Origin of the sequence: Blastococcus sp. KM273129, from assembly GCF_021698995.1 — a bacterium.
Classification (GTDB): domain Bacteria; phylum Actinomycetota; class Actinomycetes; order Mycobacteriales; family Geodermatophilaceae; genus Blastococcus.
In genome coordinates, this window is record NZ_SSXB01000005.1 from 36031 (window position 1) to 61239 (window position 25209).

Consider the following 25209-nt stretch of genomic DNA (forward strand, 5'->3'; position numbering starts at 1 on the left):
GAGTCAGCCGCAGAAGGTAGGAACACCGCATGGGTGACAGCACGGGGGCCGACCGGATGCCGTTCGACGCCGAGCAGGGAGCGACCGCATCAGCTCCTCCGATCGGGATCGACGTCACCGCCACGAAGGTTCTGAGCTACGCGCTGGCCCACAACCGGGTGCCGGTGATCTCCCGCCTGGTGGTCACCAACAGAGGGCGACCCGTCGACGCCGCGATCGTCCGACTGTCGGTGTGCGACGCCGAGGGGGCGATCGGGACGCCCGTCGAACTGCTCGTGGACCTCGAGGAGGGAGCGACGGCGGTTCTCACCGACGTTCCCCTGCGCCTCGATCCCGCCGCCATGCTGCAGGTCGAGGAGCAGCGCCCCGGCACGGTGGACGTCGAAGTCGCCCAGGGTGAGCGCGTACTGGCTCGCAGAGCGGTTCCGGTCCAGGTTCTGGCCGCGCAGCAGTGGCTGGCCTCACCGCCGGCATTGGCTCTGGAGATGCTGGCGGCCCACGTCATGCCGAACCACCCGTCCGTCACTGCGCTCGTCAGCGAAGCGGCGGAGCTTCTCCGGTCGGCGACGGGCAGTTCAGCGGTGCAGGGTTACCAGTCGGGCGCCGAACGCGTCGACCAGATCGCCGACGCCCTCGCCGAAGCGATGCGGCGTCGTTCCATCCGCTACAGCGAACCGCCGGCGAGCTGGGCCGACAACGGACAGAAGGTCCGGACGCCGGGCGACGTCCTGGACGGCCGGATCGGTACCTGCCTCGACACTGTGGTGGTGCTCGCCGCAGCGCTCGAGCAGGCCGGCATCCGTCCGCTGCTGTGGGTGGTGGAGGGCCACGCGTTCCTCGGCTACTGGCGGGAGGAAGTGCCAGTCGAGAGCACGGTCTCGACCGAGGTGGCGTCGCTGGTCAATCTCGTCGACCTCGGACTGATCCGCCTGATCGAGACCACCATGCTGGTCGGCGACGACCAGAACTCGGCCGGCGACCTGCACCGGCAGCCGTATGCGAAATGGCTCGCCGGAGACCTGGATCGAGTCACCGGGGTCGTCGATGTCCACCGCGCCCGCCAGGATCAGATCCTGCCGCTGCCTGCCCGGACCAGGGACGCCGATGGCGCGATCAACGTCGTCGAGTACCGCCCTGCCGAGCACAGCGCTCCCCTCCGCTTCGTCCAGCCTTCAGATCGCCCTGCCGGTCCCGCTGACCGGCCGGACGTCCCCGCTCGCGTCCAGCAGTGGAAGAACGCCCTGCTCGACCTGAGCCTGCGCAACCGGCTGATCAACTACACCGACCGGTCCGGGTTGGCGCTGACGGTGCCGGACGCTTCCCTCGCTGCCTTAGAGGACATGGTCAACGAAGGGACGCCGATCAATCTGCTCCCCTCCGACCACATCGCCGAGATCCAGCGAGCTCGCGGCTTGCGGTCGGCGCGCGAGCTGCCCCAGGACCAGCTGACGGAAATCCTGCACAGCCGGCGCGCCGTCTTCGCGGACGTCACCGAGGCCGGCTACCTCACCCGCTTCCGCAACCTCGCGTACAAGGCGAAGACGATCGTCGAGGAAACCGGCGCCAACAACCTCTACTTGGCGCTGGGCAGCCTTGCCTGGGAGCTCGATGGTCGGCCACTCCGGTCGCCACTCGTCCTGGTCCCGGTGAACGTGGTCTCCGGCGCTCGCAACAGCGGATATCGGATGGTCCTCGACGAGTCCGGCACCAGCACGCCCAACTACTGCCTGCTGGAGAAGCTGCGCCAGCTCCACGGCCTTTCCGTGCCGGGTCTCGCAGAGCCGGCCGAGGACGGAGCCGGCATCGACCTCGACGCCGCGCTGCAGGCGATGCGGATAGCCCTCGCCGAGCGCGGGCTGCCCTATCGGGTCGAGCCAACGGCCGACCTGGCCATCCTGCAGTTCGCCAAGTTCCGCCTCTGGAAGGACCTGGACGAGCACTGGGCTGAGCTATCGACCAATGCGCTCGTCGCCCACCTGGTCAGCAAGCCCACCGAACCGTTCATCGACCCCGTCACGACGGGAGCCGACCACGCCGACCTCGACGACCTGGCCGCACGCTGCCCGGTCCCGGCCGACGCTTCCCAGCTGCGCGCCGTGGCCGAGGCCGCCGCCGGACGGACCTTCGTGCTCGAGGGCCCACCCGGCACCGGCAAGTCGCAGACGATCACCAACCTCCTGACCCGCGCCGTCGCCGACGGCAAGCGGGTGCTGTTCGTCGCGGAGAAGCGCGCGGCCCTCGATGTCGTCTATCGGCGGCTGGCCGCGGTCGGGATGAGCCCGTTCGCGCTCGACCTGCACGACAAGGGCAGCAAGCCGGCGGTCGTCCGGGCCCAGATCCGGCAGGCGCTGGATCACGCGGTCGCGGTGGACGACCAGGGGCTGGCCACCGACCAGGAGGACCTCCGGTCGGCCCGCCGGAGCTTGGACCGGTACACCCAGCGGCTGCACGAGACGAACGGGGCGGGGCTGTCGCTCTACACCGCTCGCACCGCCGTGCTGTCCGCAAGAACCGAAGTTGCGGCTCTCCCGGTCCCCACCACCTTCGTCGCCAGTACGTCTCCGGAGGCGGTCGCCGGTATCCGGCAGTTCCTGGCCGGCCTCCCGGACCTGACCGACCAGGCTCGCCCCCGTCCGGACCACCCGTGGGCGTTCGTCGACACCGCCGACGTGTCGGCCTCCGCCGTCCGGCAGGCGGCGATGGACCTGACGGAAGCGTTGGCGGTGCTGCCTCGCGAGGGCCGTCTCGCTCCCGTCGTCCGGGCAGCGCGGACGCCGACAGACCTGGACACACTCGCTCGACTCCTGTCGGGGCCGGCCGTGGGCCTGGCCGTCCTCGACGAGACCCGCTCGCCACGGTGGAGCGATGCCACGCGATCCGTGGCCCACGAGGTCTCGGCGTTCGTGGCCGCCACGCATCCCGGGCTGGACGCCGCCACCCCGGCGGCTCTCGACCTGCCCCTGGCCGACATCCACGCAGCCGCCACCGCCGCCGCGGCGTCGAGCTGGTTCGGCCGGAAGAAGCGACTGATCGCTGTCCGGGAGCAGCTCGCACCGGTCCTGCGGCCCGGGGCCGAGGTCGCGCCGAAGGCGGTGCCCGAGCTGACCGGGGCGCTGCTGCAGGTCCAGTCCGCAGTCCGCGCCATCGCCCAGCGGGCCGCCGGCGTCCCCGGACTCGCCGTGCCCCCGCAATGGAACCCGCTCACCGACGCCGGGCGGGACCTGCTGGATCGGCAGGTCGAGTGGCTACGCCACGCCGGCGCAGCCGTGGATGCCGCAGACGGCTTCCCCGGCATCCTCCGCTCCCTCCTCGCGGCCGGCCCGATCGTCGACGCTGACGCCGGCACAGCTGTGGAGCGCGCCCGAGACGCTCTCTCGCGCCTGCTGTCCGCATGTCGAACCCCGGAGGACCGGTTCGCCGCCTGGGCCGGCGCCGAGGGGGTGCTCACCCGCTGGGACGCCACCGCGGCAGAGCGAGCTATGGAGGTGCCCGAGCTGCCCTCGTTGCAGCGCTGGCTGGACCTCATCGCGGGTGTGGAGTCGTTGCGCGCCGTCGGCCTGGGCGAAGCGCGCGAGGTCATCCTGTCCGGCCGGCTCGAGGCCGATGATGCGGTGCGCGCATTCGATCGAGGACTCGCCGAGTCGTCGGTTCGCGAGCGCCGAGCGGCCACCGGCCTGGACGGCTTCCAGCCGGAGCGGCACGAGCGCGCCATCCACCGCTTCACGGCCGCTTCTCGCGCGGTGCGCGAACACCTGCGGTCGGCGGTGCCGGCCGGAGTGCTGCAGAGCCGACCCTTCGACCCGGCGACCGGGCTGGGTCAGGTCGGAGCACTGCAGCGGGAACTGGCGAAGCAGCGCCGCGGCCTAGGAGTTCGCGGCCTGCTGGCCACCTACGGCGAGTTGATCACCGCGGTGATCCCGTGCGTCTTGGTGAGCCCCGACTCGGTGGCGAGGTTCTTCCCCGCCGAAGCCGAACTATTCGACCTGGTCGTCTTCGACGAGGCGTCGCAGATCCGCGTGGCAGACGCCATCGGTGCACTAGGTCGCGCGAAAGCTGCCGTCGTCGTCGGGGACAGCAAGCAGATGCCCCCAACGACGTTCGCCGAGCCCGCATCCGGTACCGGCGACGACGAGGACGTCGAGAACTCCGCCGAGCCGGTCGTCGAGGACGAGGAGTCCATCCTCTCCGAGTGCGTCCAGGCACGGGTACCCCGGCAGTGGCTCTCCTGGCATTACCGCAGCCAGGACGAGTCGCTGATCGCCTTCAGCAACCGGCAGTACTATGAGAACCGCCTGTCGTCCTTCCCGGCACCGGTGCACGGCCGCGCGACGGCAGACCCTGACGGGCGTGGGATCTCCCTCGTCCGGGTCGACGGCACCTTCCAGCGGGCCGGAAGGGGTCAGTTGCTGCGCACGAACCCCGTCGAGGCCGAGGCAGTCGTCGCTGAGATTCGCCGCCGGTTCGCCGCCTCGCCCGACGACCTGCCGTCGCTCGGGGTCGTGACCTTCAACCAGCAGCAGCGCGCCTACATCGAGGCGCTGTTGCGCGATGCCGGAGACGAGCGACTCGTCGAGGCGCTCGACCGCACCGACGGCGAGGGTCTCTTCGTCAAGAACCTGGAGAACGTCCAGGGCGACGAGCGCGACGTGGTGTTCTTCTCCACGGGCTTCAGCGTCAACGAGCGCGGCGTGCTGCCGTTGAACTTCGGTCCCCTGAACCGCGCGGGAGGCGAGCGGCGGCTGAACGTCGCCGTCACCCGGGCGCGCCGGCAGGTCGTGGTCTTCTCGTCGTTCGACCCGGCCCAGCTGCGGGCGGAGGAGACCTCGTCGGTAGGAGTCAAGCACCTGCGGTCCTACCTCGACCTCGCCGCTCAGGGCACCGGCGTGCTCCCCCGTGACGGGCAGGCTCCCTCCGTACCCGATCGGCATCGGGAAGAGATCGCCGCCGGACTCCGGGCCCGTGGTCTCGCGGTGCGGACCGATGTCGGCCTCTCCGACTTCAAAATCGATCTGTCCGTCGCTCGGGCCGACTCGCCGGACCGTCCCCTGATGGCCGTCCTTCTCGACGGTCCGGCTTGGGCGGGTCGAGGCACCGTGGGCGACCGCGACGGGCTGCCGGTCGACGTCCTCGGGGGGATGCTCGGCTGGCCGGCGGTCGAGCGGGTGTGGTTGCCGTCCTGGCTCGCCGAGCCCGATGCGGTTCTCGATCGGCTGGTCGCCGCCCTGGACGCGCCCGCGCAGCAGCCGCCGCCCCGCGCAGCTGACGCCCCTCGGCCCGCCGCTGTGTCCTCGGACCCCGGACCGAGCGTTGCCGTCGAGGCGGCAGCGCCGTCGTCCACGGTGGAGACGGCTCCGGCTCCGAAGGCAGTGGCAGCCACCTTGGAGGGCGAGTCCGAGTTCGTGGCGTGGCAGCCCGACGCGACCGGTGATCGCAGCGTCCTCGACGAGTTGCCGGGCCGCCGCGCCGCCGAGAGGGTCCGGACGGTCCTCATTTCGGGCGTGGAGGCCGAGGGTCCGATTCACTTGGACCGCCTGGCGCGCCTGACTGCGTCGGCGTTCGGGCTCGGCCGGGTCGCCCAGGGGCGCAAGGACGCGATCGCCGCGGTCATCCCTGCGTCGCTGGTCGTGGGTGACTTCGTCTGGCCGGCCGACCTTCAACGAGGGACGTGGACGGGGTTCCGCCGTCACGCGAATGGCACCGATCGGCCGCTGGAGCACGTCGCTCCCGAGGAGATCGGCAACGCGATGGCGGCGCTCTGCCGCGCCGCGGCCGGCATGACCCAGGACGAACTGTTCGCTCAGACGCTGGAGGTGTTCGGCTTGCGCCGACGGACCCCCGCCCAGGTGGCGCTGCTCGAAGCGGCACTGGCACACGCCATGGCTTCTGGGCGTCTGACCATGCAGTCGACGGGCCTGGTGCTCCCCGGATGACCATGGGATTGGACAGGCACCAACTGTCGACCGAGGCTGGACTGGCTCCCGGGCTCTACGAGCACCTGGTCACCGATCGGCTGCTGCGGTCATTAGCGGAGGTTCCGCCGGAGCTTGTCGACCTCGGTGGACTCGACCCTGCCGATGCCCACGAGGCGTTGACCCGCCACATCACCGAACTGGCCAAGCGGGCGTTGCGCGCTGCCGGCGGCTCCGACGCCGCTGCCGTCGCCCGCCAGGTGGCGCTGGCCAATCGCATCGTCACGTTGATCAATGAGCTCTCTGCCGATGCTGGCGCCTTTGACGAGCCGGTCGCTGATCCGCCACGCACCCTGCTCGCGGTGGCGGCGCCGCGCACGGTGCCCGGCCCCACGTCATTTCCGGAACGACCGGCTACGCCGCTATCCACGAGCGCGCTCCTGGTCAACGGCCGCGGGCAGCCGCGCATCGGCTTCGAGGTGGCCCGGGAGCTCGCCTCCGCTAACGACGTCGACCTGCTATGCGCGTTCATCAAGTGGCAAGGTGTGCGGGTCCTCGAGAAGGCCCTGCTAGACCTGCAGGAGCGGGGCGGCCGACTCCGGGTCATCACGACGACCTACATGGGGGCGACCGACCAGCGCGCCCTGGACCGTCTCGTCGAACTGGGCGCCGACGTCAAGATCTCCTACGAGACGCGCACGACGCGGCTGCACGCCAAGGCCTGGCTCTTCCGCCGCGCGAGCGGCATGTCAACCGCCTACGTCGGCTCTTCGAACCTGTCGCGGACGGCGATGACCGACGGCCTGGAGTGGAACGTCCGCCTGTCCAGCGTCGAGCAGGGGCATCTGCTCGATACCTTCGCTGAGACCTTTGACAGCTACTGGGCGGATCCATCGTTCGAGACGTACGCGCCCGGGCGGGATGGCGACCGGCTGCGCGCAGCACTCAGCGCGGAGCGCGGGGGGCCAACGGACCTGCCGATCGAGATCACGTCGCTCGATGTTCGGCCGTTCGGCTACCAGCGCGAAATTCTCGACGAGCTGGAAGCCGAGCGCACTGTCCACAACCGGTGGCGCAACCTCGTGGTGATGGCGACGGGGACCGGGAAAACCGTGGTGTCCGCGCTGGACTACAAGCGCTTGCGAGCCGCGGGGACCGCCGACCGCATCCTCTTCGTCGCCCACCGGGAGGAGTTGCTGGCGCAGAGCCTGTCAACGTTCCGCCACGTGCTGCGGCAGGGTGACTTCGGTGAGCTGTACGTCGGTGGCCAGCGCCCCCGGGAGTGGCGCCATGTCTTCGGATCGGTGCAGTCGCTGTCCCAGCTCGACTTGGCGGAACTCGATCCGGCGCATTTCGACCTAGTGGTCGTCGACGAGTTTCACCATGCGATGGCCGCCACCTACCGACGCCTTCTCGAGCACCTCACGCCCAAGGTCCTCGTCGGACTCACCGCGACGCCCGAACGGACGGACGGCGCCGATGTGCGGGAATGGTTCGACGGCCGCACCGCAGTCGAGTTGCGGCTATGGGAAGCGCTGGAGCAAGGGCTGTTGGCGCCGTTCCAGTACTTCGGCATCCACGACGACGTCGCCCTAGAACAGGTGCGATGGAGGCGCGGACGCGGCTATGACACAGCTGAGCTGACCAATATCTACACCGGCGATGACGTCCGGGTACGGCTCATTCTCCAAGCGATCCGGGACAAGGTCGACGACCCGGGCAGGATGCGGGCCCTCGGCTTCTGCGTGAGCATCCAGCACGCTGATTTCATGGCGCGCCGCTTCACCGACGCGGGCATCCCCAGCCTCGCTGTCACCTCGGGAACCTCCCGTGAGGACCGCGCAGCGGCACTCATCGCACTGCGCGATCGCACAGTCAACGTGCTGTTCACGGTCGACCTGTTCAACGAGGGGCTCGACGTGCCGGCCGTCGACACCGTCTTGTTCCTCCGGCCGACGGAGAGCGCCACCGTCTTTCTCCAGCAGCTCGGGCGCGGCTTGCGGTTGTCCGAGGACAAGTCGTGCCTGACGGTTCTCGACTTCATCGGGGCGCAGCACCAGGAGTTTCGCTTCGACCTTCGGTTCCGCGCTCTCACCGGCAGCTCACGGCGAGGCTTGCAACGAGACGTTGAGCAGGGGTTTCCGCTCCTCCCGGCCGGCTGCCACATCGAGCTCGACCGGGTGGCGCAGCAGCTCGTACTGGACAACATCAAGTCGTCACTGACCGTGTCTTGGAAGGGGCTCGCCGCCGAGGCTCGTCGTCTCCAGCGCCCGACCCTCGTGGGGTTCCTCGAAGAGTCCGGCGTGGATCTCGAAGACCTGTATCGCGGCAGTGGTCGCAGTTGGCTGGACCTACAACGAGCTGCCGGGTGGGTGGAGGACCGGCCGGGACCCGACGACGCCACTCTGGGTGGAGCGCTCGGCCGCATGCTGCACGCGGACGACGTCGAACGGTTGCAGTTCTTCCGGTCGGTCACCGAGGGGAAGTTCAAGCTCGACGACCGGACCCGCCGTCTCGCAGCGATGCTGCACTTCTCCCTTTTCGGCAACCGGACGCCTTTCAGCAGCATCGAAGCCAGCCTGGAACGGCTGCTGGCTCACCCGGGACGCGCGGCCGAGCTCCGTGAGCTGAGCGGTGTGCTGCACGACCGTATTCACCGCGTCGCGCCGGCGCTGGAGATCGCCGGCCCCCGGCCGCTGCACGTCCATGCGCGGTACAGCCGAGACGAGGCCCTGGCTGCGTTCGGGATGGAGAACCTCAACGGCACCTTTGGTTCGGGAGTGCGGTGGGTCCCGGACGATCGAGCCGACGTCTTCTTCGTGACGCTGTTAAAGTCAGAGGCGCACTTTTCCCCCACGACCATGTACGCCGACCACGCCATCTCCCCGACGCTTTTTCAGTGGGAGTCACAGAACAACACGGCCGAGCGGTCCGCAACCGGCCAGCGGTACATCAACCACCGCGAGCTGGGCACCTCTGTGCACTTGTTCGTCCGCGAGACGAAGACGTCGGACGGAACGCTGGGCACGCCGCCCTACCTGTACGCCGGCCCGATGACATACCTGTCTCACACCGGCGAGCGACCGATGCGGATCCTCTGGCAGCTCCACCACGCCCTTCCTGCGGACGTCTTCCACGCGGCCAAGGTCGCCTGACGAGACCAGGATCTATCTCCTCCAGTCGTCGCGTGTCGGGGCTGCCTTAGCGGGGTCTGCCGGCGCCCGCCCCGGACCTCGGCATCTACGGCGTGCGCGTGGTGGATGCCGGCCGCACTGGGGCACACGGTGCCTAACGGCGCCGTGACCCGGCTGATGCAAGGCTCCGCCCTGGCGGCGACAGCTGGAGGGGTTCGCGGACGCGTGCCTTCGGCATCAGGCGCCGTCGCCTACTCAGGGACGCACGCCTCCTGCGGACCGCTCCATTGCCAACCGCTTGTTCGGAGTAGGACAGGGACGCCACTCATTGGAATCCGCGCGTTGATTCAGTCGTATATCCCAGGTCTGAAAGACGTCGTTCGGCCACCCACAGCTCCTCAGCCGTGAACAAGGGAGCGAATCGAGGATCGAGCACTGCTGCCTCGATGCTGTAGAGAAGTAGTCTTTTTCGCGCCAACGTGTACAGCAGCCGCACAGGCTCAGCGCGCGCGAGCAGGAACTTTGCAAAGCCCACTCCCCCGAGCTCCCCGAGGTTGCGCGACAGCCAGTCGTTTATGTGGCTGCCATGCTTCACCAGGTCATCCTTGACCCGCTTGTCGAAGGCAGCCTCGAGCCCGGCGAGGTCCAGTTCCTCGGCGGCGTCGGATGGCGCGTCGGCGGGCTCAGGATCTGGATCACGAGGAGCGAGAACGGCAGGAGCCGGAACGCCGGGGGACTCTGGCGCTGGGGCAGCGCTGTGGAGGCCGAGCTCCTCCCGGAGACGGTCGAGCAACCGAGGCCACAGACCGGGCGGGACGCTGGCACGGATCGTTTGCGCCAGCGGCCCAGTGACCGCTCCTACGACGAGCTCGCTGACCGCGTCCAGCCCCGCCGCTGGTGGCGTGGTCAGGGGTGGACGTGTTGGCGGCAGCCACTCGACACGAACCTGCTCCCTCGTAGCCGGCTCGTCGAGATTTAACGGCTGGCTGCCCACTGCCGCGACAGCCCCTTCCTCTGGCCCCTCCATCTCAAGCGACGGGGCAATGGCAGCGGCTGCCGAGTCGGACGCCACTAGTGCGACCGGCAGCTCCTCCAGGGGTAGCAGTGCGCCCGTGTGCACGACGGCGAGGTGTTGAGTCGTACGTGTCAGCGCCACGTACAGCATCCGCAAACCGTGCTGGTGCTCGGCGACGATGGCCTCAGGCTCCACGACGACCACGGAGTCGAACTCGAGCCCCTTGGCGTCCGCAGGGCTCACGAGGTTGATTGAGGCGCCGATGCCCCCTGCGCTGGCGTCGCTGAATGTGACTCGCTTGGCCTTCAACCGAGCGACCAAGTCGTCTCGCAATGTGTCTGGACAAACAAGGCCGACGAACAGCCCCTGACCGGCCCTCTCCTGGGCAATTCGAACCGCCTCCACCAAGCGATCCTCTTCATCTACTTCGACGAGCTGCGGCGCCTCCGGCCCCTCCCGGACCACCCGTGGAGGCGTAACGTCAGGCGCAGCCTGAGGGAGCAGTCGAGCCGCCAGCTCGAACACTTGTCGTGGAACCCGGTAGCCGAAGCTGAGCTCTTCGATTTGGACGTCGTAGGCCTTCTCCAGTGCCTCAGCAACGTCGTCCCACGAGTCCCTGGCCCATGCGCCGGTTGACTGCGCTAGGTCTCCTACAAGGGTCATGGAGCCTTCCGCGGAGCGCCGCGCCAACGAACGCAGCTGCATCGGCGCGAGGTCCTGTGCTTCATCAACCACGATGTGTCCAAAGCGCGGACCCGGTCCGTTGATCAGCGCGTCCGCCTCATCCAGCAAGGCGACGTCGGCATCGCTCCACGTCTCTCCCGAGAGGCGGTCGGCTTGCTGGCGCACCAGGCGCCCGATCTCCGTACCCGTGAAGTCGTCGCCTGCCGCTGCAAGTAGCCGCTCCCGGGAGCCCAGGAGGTCGCGGAGGAAGGCCTGCGGACTGAGTGAGGGCCATAGACGCTCTACGGCGCTCTCGATCTGCGTGGGCGTTACCGTCTCGGCCGCACGACGTACGGGGCCTTCATTTACCCACCTGCGGAAGGCGGCTCGTCCCGAGGCATAGGTTCCCTGAGAGGAGTAGCGCTCGAGCGCTGACTCGAGCTGTGGCCGGGGGATCCGCACCCCACCGCGCTCTGGCCCGACAAGGACTTCCGTCAGCCCGTCCGGGACACGCACACGTTGCATAAGTGCGCGGTCGAGCAGGTCGGCCATCCGCGCATCGCCCTTGAGTCGGGCGGTGGCCGGATCCTCGAGGCGGCCAGAACTCGGCTGAGGCCCCAGGCCGCGCAAGTCACGGTGGATGACGTCAGCGTCACCCAAGCCCGGCAGCACGGAGCGGATGTACTTGGTGAAGGTGGGATTGGGGCCCACGACGAGGACCTGCTCAGGCGTCAGCCGATCCCGGTTGTTGAAGAGCAGCCAGGACACGCGGTGAAGGGCCACCGCCGTCTTCCCTGTCCCGGGACCACCTTGGACGATCAGAAGTCGCTCGAGGGGCAACCGGATGAGCTCGTACTGGCTGGCGTGAATCGTTTGGACGATGTCACGCATTTCGCCAGTGCGGTGCTGTTCGAGGTCGCGGAGAACGGCGTCATCGATGCCGGACTGCTCGAGTCCGGAGAGCTCCCCGATGCGTCGTGCGAGGTCTTCGAAGACGAGCTCTTCAAAATCGTCGACGGTGTTCTTCGTCGTTTGGAACTTGCGTCGCCGAGTAAGCCCGCGGGGGTCGTCGTACGTCGCGGTGAAGTACGGAGCCGCGAAGTCGGTCCGCCAGTTAATGACCAGCGGGTCGTGTGAATCGTTGGCGATGAGGTGCTTGCCGACGTATACGGCCTCCCCATCCGCCAGGTCGAAGCGTCCGAACGCGACTGGCTCGTCTGGCGCACCGATCGACTCCAGCAGGCGGTCGGCTCCCTTCTTGACCGCTGAGACGGCCGCCCGCGGGCCAGCGGCAGCCGAGGGAGCACCCTGCAAGGTCCGGCGCTTGCGCTCCCGCGCTTCCCATGCAAGGTCGAAGTGCTCTTGCTCGAGCGCTAAGTCTGCCCTGTTTGCGGTCGTCATCGTCTACGTCCACTCATCCCTGAACCCGCGAAGGGCCGTCTGCTGTGTCACTTGAACTGGGCCGTCGGCAGGTGCGGCCCCACGTATCCGACATGAACACACCCGGTAGCTCCGCGGGTGTCGTCGTGGAAGTGCAATCGCGGAGCAGGCGCTCCCCGCTTTACCACCTTGATATGTGCCGGCATGTAGAGGCGCTCGCTTGGGTGGACGGTTGGCGGCACCGGGAATGTCCGCTTGCTACGAAGATCCGGGTGCGAGTCGACAGATTCCGACTCCACAAGTGAGAGCGCCGTCGCCGAAATCGCCGTAGCTGACGCCGGCGGCGACTGGCACCAGAGATGGAAACTCCCGGCGAAGTCTCCGCCTGCAACCGCTGCTGCATAGTCCTCAAGCGCCATGAGCGCGTTCCACGTCTTGGCTGCGAAGAGCTCTGCACCGGGATGCACGTCTAGTTCGGCGGCCACCTGGTCAGTCGCGCCAATTACCACGTAACGCAATCGCGAGCGTGCGACCACAAGTACCTCAGCCACGGACGCTGGGACGTGGACGACTTCCGCCGGGGCCTGCCAGGCCGACAGGCCCGCCTCGCGGACCTGGGATTCGAGCCATCGCGCGCGCCGTCGCGCCGCGTCCGAGTCCCGTGCCGCTTCGGCAACCTCCAGCTGCAAGTACTCAGCATCGTCTGTGAGCCGGCGTACCGACACGGCTATCTCTCTCGCCTCGGCCTCGGCCTCCGTGAGCAGCTGGCCCAGCACCTCACGATCGGCCTCACTGGCGGCCAGCTCAGCACGGAGTTGCTCCAGGTCATCTTCCCGAGCGCCGACGACCAGCGGAGCAGCTGTGCGGTCTCTGAGCAGCGCGTCGATCTCGGTCGCTAGCGTCCGCTGAGCAACGGCGACAGACCGGAAGTCGGGCGTCGAGCGCTCCGCCCCGGTACGGCTTCGAATCCGCACCACTTGCCGCCCGAACCAGGCCAGCAGGGCCTCCGACCGGCTTGGCTGCCCACCAGTAGTTGCGAGGGACTGTGTGGCCGGCTCAGCGAGGAGTCGTCGCACCGTCAGGGCATCAAGCGGGCCAGGACGCTGCGTCGACAGGTGGAGGATTTGGTCCTTCACGGCCGGAAAAGCTCGAGAGCCCAGCGTTGTAATCGACGTGCGGCCGAGCACACGATGCCGTGTGGGCGCGTCCTCAACTGCGAGCGCCCCGGGCAGGTAGGTCCTTAACGCGCCGCCGTAAACCTCGTAGCCGTCCGGCACGGCCGTGCCGAAAGCCGCTGTAGCAACTCCGTCGGCCAAGCGGAAGACAGCTGCCACGCCAGCCAGGTCTCGGGCCAGCAACCGAGCGAGTCGATTCTGGTCGTAGGCACGGTGAGGGTCGTGCGCGAAGACGACGATAGGGACGCGCCGGTTCGGGTCGCCCAGGTACGACACAAGCTCAGAGACGTGGCTGACCGTGACCATCAGGGCTTCCGCTGTAAGCGGCAAGCGTCCGTCGTGCGCCTCGCCGGCCGCCATCAGATCCCTGACCAGCCGTGGGCTTCCGGGCCGCAGCGGTCGCCCGCCAGACGGCTCCTGCTCCAGATCGATCCAGATCCAGTGCCTCGCGGCCCCGACGTTCAAATCGATGGCCGCGAGCTGCTCGGGCGCGTGATGGCCGACGTCGATGACTTGCTGCTGCGCCGCCTCGGTGGCCCACAAGGCAGTCGTCGTCCACCTGCCCTCCGGCGTCTCCTCCACGAGCCGGATGCGGTGAAGTTGCCCCCCAGACCGGTCGAGTCGAACCGAGCGCCGCTGAATCCATGCAGGGTCGTCGCTGGCAGACAGCGCGGTACTCATGCCAGGGCTGAAGGCGAAGTCGTCGGTGGTCAGGCCCTTCTCGTGCATCCAGGCGGCGAAGAGGGGCTCGACCCGACGCGCGATCTCCCCGTCGGTGTCATCGAGCACAGCCCGGTACACCAGTGGCACGTCAACTCCCCCGTGGGCAACCGCATGAGTCCGGCGTCACGCCGGCTGCCTTTGCTAACACAGATGGACGACGAAAATGGTTCCCCCGCGCTCGTTCGAGGGATAGCGAGTGCACCCGCGCCGCACCTGCCACTCATGGCGCCATCGACGGAGCCCTTCGCACTCGCACCCGGTGCGCGAGGCACCTCCCGTGGCCCCTGTTGCGAGTAGCAGTAGGTGAGGAAGAAGGGGCCGTGGTTGCGCCGCCGGTGTTATCCGAGCTGATCACGAGCCGGAACCCTCCCGTGACGGTGGTCCTGGGTACGGTCACGGGACGATGACGGACCTTCCCTACACCTCGCAGCACGCTCACATCGGCGAGCGCACCCACTGGCGCCTGGAGGACCTCACGCCCGGGGCGCGAGTTCTCGGCGTAACAGCTACGGGGTCAGTCTCGGTCATCGACGTCTCGTGGCATGGGGCAAACGCCGTCACGCTCACCTATCGCGACGACTCCGGCCAGGTCGCGGAAACCCTTCTGTATCGGGACGTCGAGGCCCGCCTGCGCGTGGAGCAGCCGTCCCGCGCGTACGCCTTCGACGGCGATCCGCACCTCTTTCGGCTCGCGGCTGAGGCGCTGCGCATCCGCATGGCCTCCCGCTTCGACCCCATGCTGGCGGTCAGCACCAGTGACCTCGAGCCGCTGCCGCACCAGATCAAGGCCGTGTACGGCGAGCTGCTGCCGCGCACCCCCCTGCGCTTCCTGCTCGCCGACGACCCGGGCGCCGGTAAGACGATCATGGCGGGCCTCTACATCAAGGAGCTCAAGCTCCGTGGTGACCTGGCGCGCTGCCTCATCGTTGCCCCGGGCAGTCTCGTCGAGCAGTGGCAGGAGGAACTGCTCGACAAGTTCGGCCTGCGCTTCGAGCTTCTGACCCGCAGCATGATCGACGGGCTGCTCGACGAAAGCGCCTTCGATCGCTATCCGCTGCTCATCGCTCGCATGGACCAGCTCAGCCGGTCGGAGGAGCTGCAGCAGCAGCTCGAGCGCGCCGATTACGACCTGGTCGTCGTCGACGAGGCCCACCGCATGTCCGCGCACTACTTCGGCGCGGAGCTCAAGACCACCAGGCGCTACGAGCTGGGCCGCCTGCTGGGCCGAGTGACCCGTCACCTGCTGCTCATGACGGCAACGCCACATGCCGGCAATGAGGCCGACTTCCAGCTGTTCATGGCGCTGCTCGACGGGGACCGGTTCGAGGGCAAGTACCGCGACGGGGTGCACTCTGTCGACACCGACGGCCTCATGCGACGCATGATCAAGGAGGACCTCCTCACCTTCGAGGGCAAACCGCTGTTCCCCGAGCGTCGCGCGGACACGCTGGCTTATGAACTCAGCCCGATGGAGCAGGACCTGTACGAGGCGGTCACGGACTACGTCCGCGAGCAGATGAACCGGGCGGAGCAGCTGGCCAGGGAAGGTGAGGGCAGGCGTGGAAACACCGTCGGCTTCGCGCTGACCGTCCTGCAGCGGCGTCTGGCGTCCAGCCCGGAGGCGATCCTTCGCAGCCTGGAGCGGCGACGCCGGCGGCTGGAGGCTCGCCGGGTTGAGCTGCAGCAGCCTGGTGGTGGCAGCGACTTCGAACGGCGTCTGGCGGCACTGCTCGGCAGGGCCCAGCAGCTGGACGAGGAAGAGCTGGACGACCTGACCGGCGAGGAGCGCGAGGCCGCCGAAGACGCCGTCGTCGACTCCGCGAGCGCCGCCCGCACCATCGCCGAGCTCGATAAGGAGATCGCCGTGCTCGGCGACCTGGTGAAGCTGGCCACGCGGGTCCGACTGTCGGGCACGGACAAGAAGTGGACCGAACTGCGCAGCCTGCTGCTCGACGACGAGGCGATGTACGACCGCGACGGCGCGCGGCGGAAAATCATCATTTTCACCGAGCACAAGGACACCCTGAACTACCTCGTCGACCAGGTCCGCACGTTGCTCGGCCGGGATGAGGCGGTGGTCGCCATCCACGGTGGCGTCGCGCGCGAGCAGCGCCGGGCCGCGCAGGAGCTGTTCACCCAAGACAAGGACACCGTGGTCCTGCTGGCAACCGACGCTGCGGGTGAGGGACTAAACCTGCAGCGAGCTCATCTGATGGTCAACTACGACCTGCCCTGGAACCCCAATCGCATCGAGCAGCGCTTCGGGCGCATCCACCGGATCGGGCAGACCGAGGTGTGCCGGCTGTGGAACCTGCTGGCCAAGGACACCCGCGAAGGTCAGGTATTCCAGCGGCTGCTTGACAAGGTGGAGGAGCAGCGGCGCGCCTACAAGGGCAAGGTCTTCGACGTCCTGGGCGAGGCTTTCGAGGGGCGTCCGCTGCGCGACATCCTTATGGAGGCGGTCCGATACGGCGACCGTCCCGAGGTCCGCGCTCGGCTCGACCAGGTGATCGACGCCGAGGTCAGCGAAGGCCTCGACCGGCTCATGCAGGACCGCGCGCTGGGCCTCGAAACCCTCGCTGACGCCGACGTCGCCACGCTGCGCCGCCGGATGGAGGAGGCGCGAGCTCGCCGGCTCCAGCCGCATTACGTTCAGGCGCTGTTTGCCGAGGCCTTCCGCCACCTCGGTGGCCGGCTGAGCCCTCGGGAGTCCGGACGGTTCGAGGTCACCCACGTCCCGGCCGAGGTGCGCGACCGGGACCGGCAGATCGGTACGGGGGCGCCGGTGCTGCGTCGCTACGAGCGGATCTGCTTCGAGCGCGAGCACGTCCGCCTGCCGGGCAAGCCCAAGGCCGATCTCATCGCGCCCGGCCACCCGCTGCTCGACGCGGTGATCGATCTGGTCGTCGAGCGCTACGGCACGCTGCTCAAGAGCGGCACCGTGCTCGTTGACGCGCAGGACGTCGGGGAGGAGCCGCGCCTGCTGGTCGCACTGACCCAACGCATCGATGACGGGCACACCCTGCCGCGGACCGTCTCCCAGCGCTTCGACTTCGTGGAGATCGGTCGGGACGGCGCCCAGCGCTCCGCCGGCCCGGCGCCCTACCTGGACTACCGGGCTGCCACGGCGGACGAGAGCGCACTGCTTGTCAGCGTCCTCGACGAGCCGTGGCTCGCGGAGGGTGTCGAGCGGCTGGCGGTCAGTTGGGCCGTTGAGCACGGTGCGAGCGAGCACTTGACCGCCGTGCGGGAGCGGGTGCACGCCGGTGTTGAGCGGACCCGCAAGGAGGTCAAGCAGCGTCTGACCCAGGAGATCAACCACTGGGACCTGCGCCACGCTGACCTGCTCGACCAGCAGGCCGCCGGCCGGCAGCTCAAGATCCGCCCGGAGACCGCGGAGCGGCGAGCGCGCGATCTAGAGGCCCGACTTGCGCAGCGTCTGGCCGATCTCGATGCCGACGAGGCGCTCCGTCCGCTGCCGCCGGTGGTGGCAGGTGGAGCGCTCGTGGTCCCGGCCGGGCTGCTCGATCGTCTCGCGGGCCGGCGGGACCAGCCTGTGGCGACGTACGCCAAGGACACCGCGGAGGTCGACCGGCGTGCCGTCGCCGCCGTGATTGCTGCGGAACACTCGTTGGGTCGCCAGCCGGAGGAAATGCCGCACAACAACCCGGGCTTCGACATCCGTTCGCTCACCGAGGACGGGCACCTGGTGTTCATCGAGGTGAAGGGACGGATCGAGGGAGCTGACGACTTCTCCGTGACACGCAACGAAGTGCTGTTCGGCAAGAACGCAGACCGATACAGGCTCGCTCTCGTAAGGGTGTCCCGGGACGGCGCCGACCACGACGAGGTTCGCTACCTGCAGGACCCGTTCAGGGACTTCGACTTCGGCGAATTCGCTGCCGACGCCGTCCGGGGTGACTGGGCAGCCATGTGGGACCGCGGGCAGCAGCCGGCATGAGCGCAGCGGCGCCCGGGGCGGTCACCCACCGCTCGCTGTTGAGCCTTCGCGCTGCCCCCGAGGAGGTGGCACGCGCTCTCGACGACACAGGAGGGTCAACGATGGCTTCGGATGCTGGTCAGTTGATGTTGGCTCCCTGGGCCGCCGCTGGTGGGGAACCGGATGCTATTAGCGCAGAGGCACATGTGTGGCCGGTGGCTTCCTGCGCGACGGTTGTAGCCACCTCGGGAGGTCATGTTGCCGCTGAGAAGGGGCCCGTCACCGAGTCCGAGGCCGTGCAGAGCCTCAACGCGCTCATCAACGCGTCCATGCGCTACAACGAGTCCCGGGCATACGAAGAGCTCGTGGCTTTCATCCGTAGGTTCCACTGGTACGCGCCATTCAACGCCCTGCTTGTCCACATCCAGCGACCTGGCGCAACGTACGTCGCCACCGCACGGCGCTGGCAAGACTTGAGACGTGACGTCGCTGTCGATGCGCAAGTCGTAATGATCCTCCAGCCCTTCGGGCCGGTGATGTTCGTGTACGACGTCAACCAGACGTCGCCGATGCCCGGAGCTCCTCCGCTGCCGCCCGAGGTGCTCGACCCTTTCGTGACGCGTAGCCGGCTCACCAAGGCCCGTGCCGACAACCTCTGGTCGCGACTGGTGACGAGTGCTGTGCGCGACGGGGTGTACATCGATCGCGTGGACCACGGGACCGGGAGCGCCGGCTTCATCGCCACGGCCTCGGGCAGGCGGGCACAGGAGCACGTGGTGCGCGTCAGGCCGAGCAAGCACACGGTGTCCGTTCCAGTCCGTTACGACCTGAGGGTGAACCGTGCTCAGCGCGGCGCGTCGGCCCTTGCGACTCTCGTTCACGAACTCGGGCACCTTTACTGCGGTCACCTAGGGACGCCGGACGCCAAGTGGTGGCCTGATCGGCGTGCGGTTTCCCACGTGGCGTCGGAGTTCGAGGCCGAGTCGGTCGCGGCCATCGTCATGCAGCGCTGGGATTCGAGCGTTGAACTCCCACCGCACCTGGCGCAGTACCTCAAGAAGGAAAGCAGACTCCCGGCCGACGTGTCGTTGGAGCGCATCGTCAAGTCGGCAGAAGACATCCTGGCCATGGCGAGACACGACCGTCTGCCCCTCCGCGTGCAAGGAAAGAGAAGGAACGAGCAGTGAAACGCAAGCTGATCGAGGTAGCGCTGCCGCTGGAGGCCATCAACCGGGAGTCCGCCCGGGAGAAGTCCATCCGGCACGGTCACCCCTCCACGCTGCACCTGTGGTGGGCGCGCCGGCCGTTGGCTGCCTGCCGAGCGGTGCTGTTCGCGCAATTGGTCGATGACCCGTCCGCGCACCCTGAACGGTTCCCGACTGAGGAGGACCAGGCGCTTGAGCGTAAGCGGCTGTTCGACCTCATCGAGCGCTTGGTCGTGTGGGAGAACGCCGGCGACGAGCGGCTGCTTCGTGAGGCGCACGCCGAGATCGCCAAGTGCTTCGACGGCGACCCGCCGGCGGTCCTCGACCCATTCGCCGGCGGCGGGTCGATCCCGCTCGAGGCGCAGCGGCTCGGACTTGATGCGCATGCGAGCGACCTCAACCCAGTCGCGGTGCTCATCAACAAGGCGCTCATCGAGATTCCGCCGCGGTGGGCCGGGCAGCCGCCCGTCTTCCCCGGCGCCGCCGACTCCAAGCTTGGCGGCTGGCCGCGCGCCACCGGGCTCGCCGAGGACGTGCGGCGGTATGGCGCGTGGCTGCGCGACGAGGCCGAACGTCGCATCGGCCACCTGTACCCGAGTGCGACCCTGCCCGACGGCACAAAGGCCATGGTCATCGCTTGGATCTGGGCACGCACGGTCGTCTGTCCCAACCCCGCCTGCGGCGCGACCATGCCGCTCGTCAGCAGCCTCTGGCTGAGCAAGAAGAAGGGCCGGCCGACGTGGTTGCGCCCACGGCCTGCCGGAGACCATGTCGACTTTGAGGTCGTCACCGGCGCAGGGGGGCCACCCGATCCGCCCAAGCTCGGCCGTGGCGCGAAGTTCCGCTGCCTCGTCTGCGGGGATGTCACCTCCGACGCCTACATCAAGGCCGAGGCCATCGCCGGGCGTATGGGGCAACAATTGCTCGCGACCGTCGCCGAGGGCCAGCGGCAGCGCGTCTACATCCCGGCAACCTCAAGCCACATCGCTGCCGCGGACGTACCTCGGCCCGACGACGTCCCCGACGGGGAGCTGGCCGACGATCCCCGCAATATCTGGTGCGTAAATTACGGCTTGCGGACGTTTGCAGACCTCTTCACATCTCGGCAACTTGTCGCGCTCACCACCTTTAGTGACCTCGTGGCAGAAGCCCGCGCGAAGATTGCCTCCGACGCCGCTAACCTCGATCGACGCGAGGCCGCCGCTTACGCCGACGACGTGGCGACGGCGATGAGCTTCGCGCTAAGTCGAGTGGCCGATTACCACAACGCGCTATGTACTTGGCGCAGCGACCCAAAGAATGAGGGAGTCGGTCACCTCTTTGCACGACAGGCCATCCCTATGGTTTGGGACTTTTGTGAGGGGAACCCCTTCAGCGCGTCTTCTGGTAACTGGCTGGACGCTTTCGTGTGGCCCTCGAAGGTGTTGGAACGCCTGCCTGCGAGAGCACGCGGATACGCGCAACAGGCGGATGCCCGGCAAGTGAATGCCGCCGCGGTGGTCAGTACTGACCCGCCTTACTACGACAACATTGGCTATGCCGACCTTTCAGACTTTTTCTACGTCTGGCTTCGCCGGGCGCTCGTCGATGTTCACCCGAGCCTACTGTCGACGATGCAGACGCCCAAGAGCGACGAGCTGGTGGCGACGCCGTACCGCTTCGGCGGCAGCAAAGTGAAAGCAGAGGAACACTTTGAGACCGGCTTTGTCAGCACCTTTACTCGCATTCGCCAAGACCATCGTCCCGATATTCCTGTGACGGTCTTCTACGCCTTCAAACAAGCGGAAAGTGACGACAGCGGGACCGCCTCCACTGGCTGGGAAACTATGCTCAACGGCCTCATTGAGGCCGGACTGACCGTCACCGCAACTTGGCCGATGCGGTCGGAGATGAGCAACCGCATGATCGCGGCCGGAAAGAATGCACTCGCGTCATCTATTGTCCTCGCCTGCCGCCCGCGTAGGGATACCGCCGAGGCCACTACACGCCGCGGTTTCTTGCAGGCGTTGAAGGACGAGCTGCCTGGGGCGCTGAAGGAGATGCAGCAGGGCTCGCTGGCCCCGGTGGACTTGGCGCAGGCTGCCATCGGCCCGGGCATGGCGGTGTTCACCCGTTACCGCTCCGTCGTGGAGGCGGACGGGACACCGATGACCGTCCGAACCGCGCTGGCGCTCATCAACCACGCCCTCGACGAGGTGCTGAGCGAGCAGGAAGGCGACTTCTCGGCCGATACCCGCTTCTGCGTCAAGTGGTTCAGCCAGTTTGGCTGGGACGAGCAGCCCTACGGCGTCGCCGACTCCTTGTCCAAGGCGGTGGCGACGAGCGTCGACGGACTGGTCCGCGGCGGGGTGTTTTGGGCGCGCGCCGGAAAGGCGCGGCTGGTCGGCCTCGACGAGCTCTCCGAAGGCTGGAACCCGCTGGCCGACGAGCGTCTCAGCGAATGGGAAGTCGTCGTCCGGCTGGCGCACGCACTGGACCGGAAGGGCATCGACGAAGCCGCCCGGCTGATGGCCCTCGCCGGCCAACAGATGGACCTCGACACCACCAAGGAACTGGCCTACCTGCTCTACAGCGTCTGCGAGAAACGAGGCTGGACCTCCAGTGCCGCGCTCTTCAACGGCCTGGGCACCTCCTGGTCCGATCTGGCTGCCGCCGGCCACAGCGCGTCTGTGCCGGTCGGCGCGCAGGGGGAGATTGATTACCGCGACGATGAGGAGGAGGCCTGATGGCCACGAGCAACCGCGACCGGGTCGGCCGAGGCTTCGAGCTCCTCGCAGAAGGCCTGGAGCCGTTCGTCGACCAGCTGATGAGCGCGGCCGCCGGGAGCGGCGGTGACTGGCTCGCGCTGCTCGCGGCACGCGAGAGTGCCAAGCACGGCGGCGCCAAGACCTACGACAAGCACGACCCAGCCGTACTGCTCAAGGTTCTGACCGAAGAGTGGCGGGTGTTCAAGGACCGGCTGTCGCGACCCGAGCAAGCTATGGCCAGCGAGCTGCGCGACGTCCGCAACAAGTGGGCGCACAACGCCGCGTTTAACAGCGACGACACCTATCGAGCGCTTGATTCGATGGAGCGCCTACTCACCGCCGCCGATGCTCCCGGCCAGGCCGAGGAGCTGCGCAAGTTGCGGCTGGACCACCAGCGCGCGGCGTACGAGGCCGAGACGCGAAAGGTCGTCAAGGCCGCAGGCATCCCCAGCGTCCCTGGCACGGGCATCAAGGCCTGGCGCGACGTCGTCACGCCGCACCGCGACGTCGCCAGCGGCGACTTCAACGCCGCGGAATTCGCCGCCGACCTGCACAAGGTCGCGCTCGGCGAGAGCGGTCAGGAGTACGTCGACCCGGTCCTGTTCTTTCAGCGCACGTACCTCACCGAAGGGCTCCGCGACCTGATCGGCAGGGCCGCTCGCCGTCTTTCCGGCGACCTCAATGCCAGCCCGGTGGTCAACCTGCAGACCAACTTCGGCGGCGGCAAGACGCACTCGATGCTGGCGCTCTACCACCTGGCGTCAGACGCGCCGGTGACGTCCTACCCGCAAGAGGTGCAGGAGGCGCTCGGCAACGCGGACCCGTCGGCGCTCGGCCGCGTCAGTCGTGTCGCGCTGGTCGGCACGCACCTGTCCGCCGGGTCGGCGACCGCCAAGGAGGACGGTACGCAGGTCAACACGTTGTGGGGCGAGCTCGCTTGGCAACTGGGCGGCCGGGCGGCCTACGACGTCGTCGCCGAGGCAGACCGCACTAAGACCAATCCGGGGCAGGCGCTGGCGGACCTGCTCTCGCAGCACGCGCCTTGCCTAATTCTGATCGACGAGTGGGTCGCCTACGCCCGGCAGCTTTACGGCCGCGACGCCAAGGACGTCGCGGGCGGCGACTTCGACACGCAGTTCACCTTCGCGCAGACCCTCACCGAGGTCGCCAAGACGATCCCCGGTTGTCTCGTCATCATTTCGATCCCCGCGTCGAGCGAGTCCAGTGACGCCGAATCAAGCAGTACCGACCTCGAAGTCGGCGGAGCGAACGGCCGGCTGGCACTCGAGCGGCTGCAGAACGTCGTGCGACGCGTCGCCGACCAGTGGCGACCGGCGTCGGCGAACGAGTCCTTCGAGATCGTGCGTCGCCGACTCTTCGTCGAGCCGGACGCCCAAGCCAAGCGCGACATCGCCGCGGTGGCACGGCAGTTCGTGCAGTTCTACGCCGAGCACCCGGGGCAATTCCCGCGCCAGTGCAGCGAGGTGGCGTACGAGGATCGGATCAAGGCCGCCTATCCCGTCCACCCGGAGCTGTTCGACCGGCTGTATGAGGACTGGTCCACGCTGGAGCGGTTCCAGCGAACGCGCGGCGTGCTGCGTCTGATGAGCGCGGTCATCCACGCGCTCTGGGCGTCGGGCGACGCCGGGCCGCTGATTATGCCGGGGTCTGTGCCGCTAGAGCTTGCCAACGTCTCCGGTGAACTGACGCAGTACCTGCAGGACGCCTGGAAGCCGATCGTCGACGCCGACATCGACGGTGAAGGCTCAACGCCGGTGCGCATCGACGCGGAGCGAGACACCTTCGGCAAGCGGGCGTTGACCCGACGCATCGCGCGCACAATCTTCCTGGGCTCGGCACCGACGCTGCAGACAGCATCCAAGGGCATCGAGCGGCAGCACGTGTGGCTCGGTGTCGGCATCCCAGGCGACACCGTCGGCAACTTCGGTTCAGCGTTGGAGGTGCTGGGGCAGCGGGCGACGTACCTCAACGTCGATGGCGCCCGTTACTGGTACGACACCGCGGTGACGGTCAACCGCACGGCACAGGACATCGCTGAGCGCCTGCGGGAGCACCCTGAGGAGGTTTGGGCCGAGGTCGTCCGCCGGCTTGCAGTGGAGCGCTCGGCGCGGGGTGACTTCGCGACGGTGCAGGTCTGCCCGGAGGACACCGGCGCCGTCCCGGACACCGAAGAAGCCAAGCTCGTTGTCCTGCACCCGCAGCACCTGCACGGGCGCGGACAGGACGACTCGCCGGCGCTGCGCTTCGCGCGGCAGTGCCTCGACACGCGCGGCGCCTCCCAGCGCACCAACCGCAACTCCCTCGTGTTCCTTGCTCCCGACCGACAGCGGTGGGAGGAACTCGCCGGTGCGACGGCGGACTATCTCGCGTGGCGCGACGTTGCCGAGCGCGCGGACGACCTCAACCTCACCGCGCAGCAGAAGGCCCAGGCCGAGCGGCGGGCATCCCAGGCCGACGAAGCTGTGCGGCTTCGTATCTTGGCCACGTACATCTGGGCGATCGTGCCGGAGCAGCCGGACGCGGCCCGGCCGGTCTCGTTGACCGTCCAGAAGGCGGAGGGGTCGCAGGAGCGGCTGGCCGATCGGGTTAGTGCCAAACTCCGTCAGGGCGGCCTACTGGCGACGACGTATGGCATGCGCAACGTTCGGATGGATCTCGACGGTCCACTGCGGAGTGTGTGGGACAAGGGGCACGTCAGCGTCGGTGAGCTGTGGGGCTTCTACTGCCGGTATCCCTACCTCGGTCGCCTGCGGGATCGGACGGTGCTCGAAGGAGCGCTCCGGTCCGCACTCGACGACATGATGTGGGAGCTGGACGGCTTCGCGCTCGCGGACGGATACGACGAGGCGACCGGCACCTACCAGGGGCTTGCCACGTTTCCCGGGGGGAGCATGGGGACGCTCACGGACGCGGTGCTCGTGGTCCACCCCAAGCTCGCCCAGCAGCCCGAGCGGCCCACCCCCGGTACGACCGGCCAGTTCACGACTCCGGCGTCGACGACGGTCAACACCACAGCCGTTATCGAGCCGAGCCAGTCGACAGCCGCAGCCCGGGAGAACACGCGCTTCTTCGGCGTGGCCAACGTTGATCCCGAACGCTATGGCCGCGACTTCACACGCATTGCGCAGGAGGTTCTCCAGCACCTCACCGGGCCGGGTGTGAACCTGGAGGTCACCGTCGAGATCTCGGCGACGAAGGCCGACGGCTTCCCGAGCGACAAGGTCCGAGTGGTGACCGAGAATGCCCGGACGCTCAAGTTCGACCAGTACGGCTTCGAGGCGGAGTAGGACACCGGTA

8 protein-coding genes are annotated in these 25209 nt (G+C 68.1%); 6 read left to right on the forward strand and 2 right to left on the reverse strand.

Annotation, left to right across the window (positions count from 1 at the left end):
* Positions 1–29: 29 nt before the first annotated feature.
* Together E9565_RS02650 and E9565_RS02655 are read left to right on the forward strand one after the other, a co-directional pair.
* Positions 30–5930, forward strand: a complete 5901-nt coding sequence (locus E9565_RS02650; protein WP_236827002.1) for a DUF4011 domain-containing protein — start codon at positions 30–32, stop codon at positions 5928–5930.
* A complete protein-coding gene (locus E9565_RS02655; RefSeq protein ID WP_236827003.1) occupies positions 5927–9064 on the forward strand; it encodes a DUF3427 domain-containing protein in 3138 nt (1045 codons plus the stop codon). Before E9565_RS02650 ends, E9565_RS02655 begins: the two co-directional genes overlap by 4 nt.
* A gap of 304 nt (positions 9065–9368) precedes the next feature.
* On the opposite strand, the gene E9565_RS02660 is transcribed toward E9565_RS02655, so the two are convergent.
* Positions 9369–12122, reverse strand: coding sequence for an AAA family ATPase (locus E9565_RS02660; protein WP_236827004.1), 2754 nt, complete (start codon positions 12120–12122; stop codon positions 9369–9371).
* A gap of 47 nt (positions 12123–12169) precedes the next feature.
* Positions 12170–14086, reverse strand: a complete 1917-nt coding sequence (locus tag E9565_RS02665; RefSeq protein WP_236827005.1) for a hypothetical protein — start codon at positions 14084–14086, stop codon at positions 12170–12172.
* Between the two features lie 316 nt (positions 14087–14402).
* Between E9565_RS02665 and E9565_RS02670 the strand changes: the two genes are divergently transcribed.
* From E9565_RS02670 to E9565_RS02685, 4 genes are read left to right on the forward strand one after another with little or no spacing between them, the layout of a single operon-like run.
* Entirely contained in the window at positions 14403–17960 is a 3558-nt protein-coding gene (locus tag E9565_RS02670; protein ID WP_236827006.1) for a helicase-related protein, read from the forward strand.
* Positions 17957–19126: a hypothetical protein gene (locus E9565_RS02675; RefSeq protein ID WP_236827007.1), complete on the forward strand. Its 1170-nt coding sequence runs from the start codon at positions 17957–17959 to the stop codon at positions 19124–19126. Before E9565_RS02670 ends, E9565_RS02675 begins: the two co-directional genes overlap by 4 nt.
* Entirely contained in the window at positions 19123–21870 is a 2748-nt protein-coding gene (locus E9565_RS02680) for a DUF1156 domain-containing protein (protein WP_236827008.1), read from the forward strand. The genes E9565_RS02675 and E9565_RS02680 overlap by 4 nt, the downstream gene beginning before the upstream one ends.
* A complete protein-coding gene (locus E9565_RS02685) occupies positions 21870–25199 on the forward strand; it encodes a Swt1 family HEPN domain-containing protein (RefSeq protein WP_236827009.1) in 3330 nt (1109 codons plus the stop codon). Before E9565_RS02680 ends, E9565_RS02685 begins: the two co-directional genes overlap by 1 nt.
* Positions 25200–25209 lie beyond the last annotated feature (10 nt).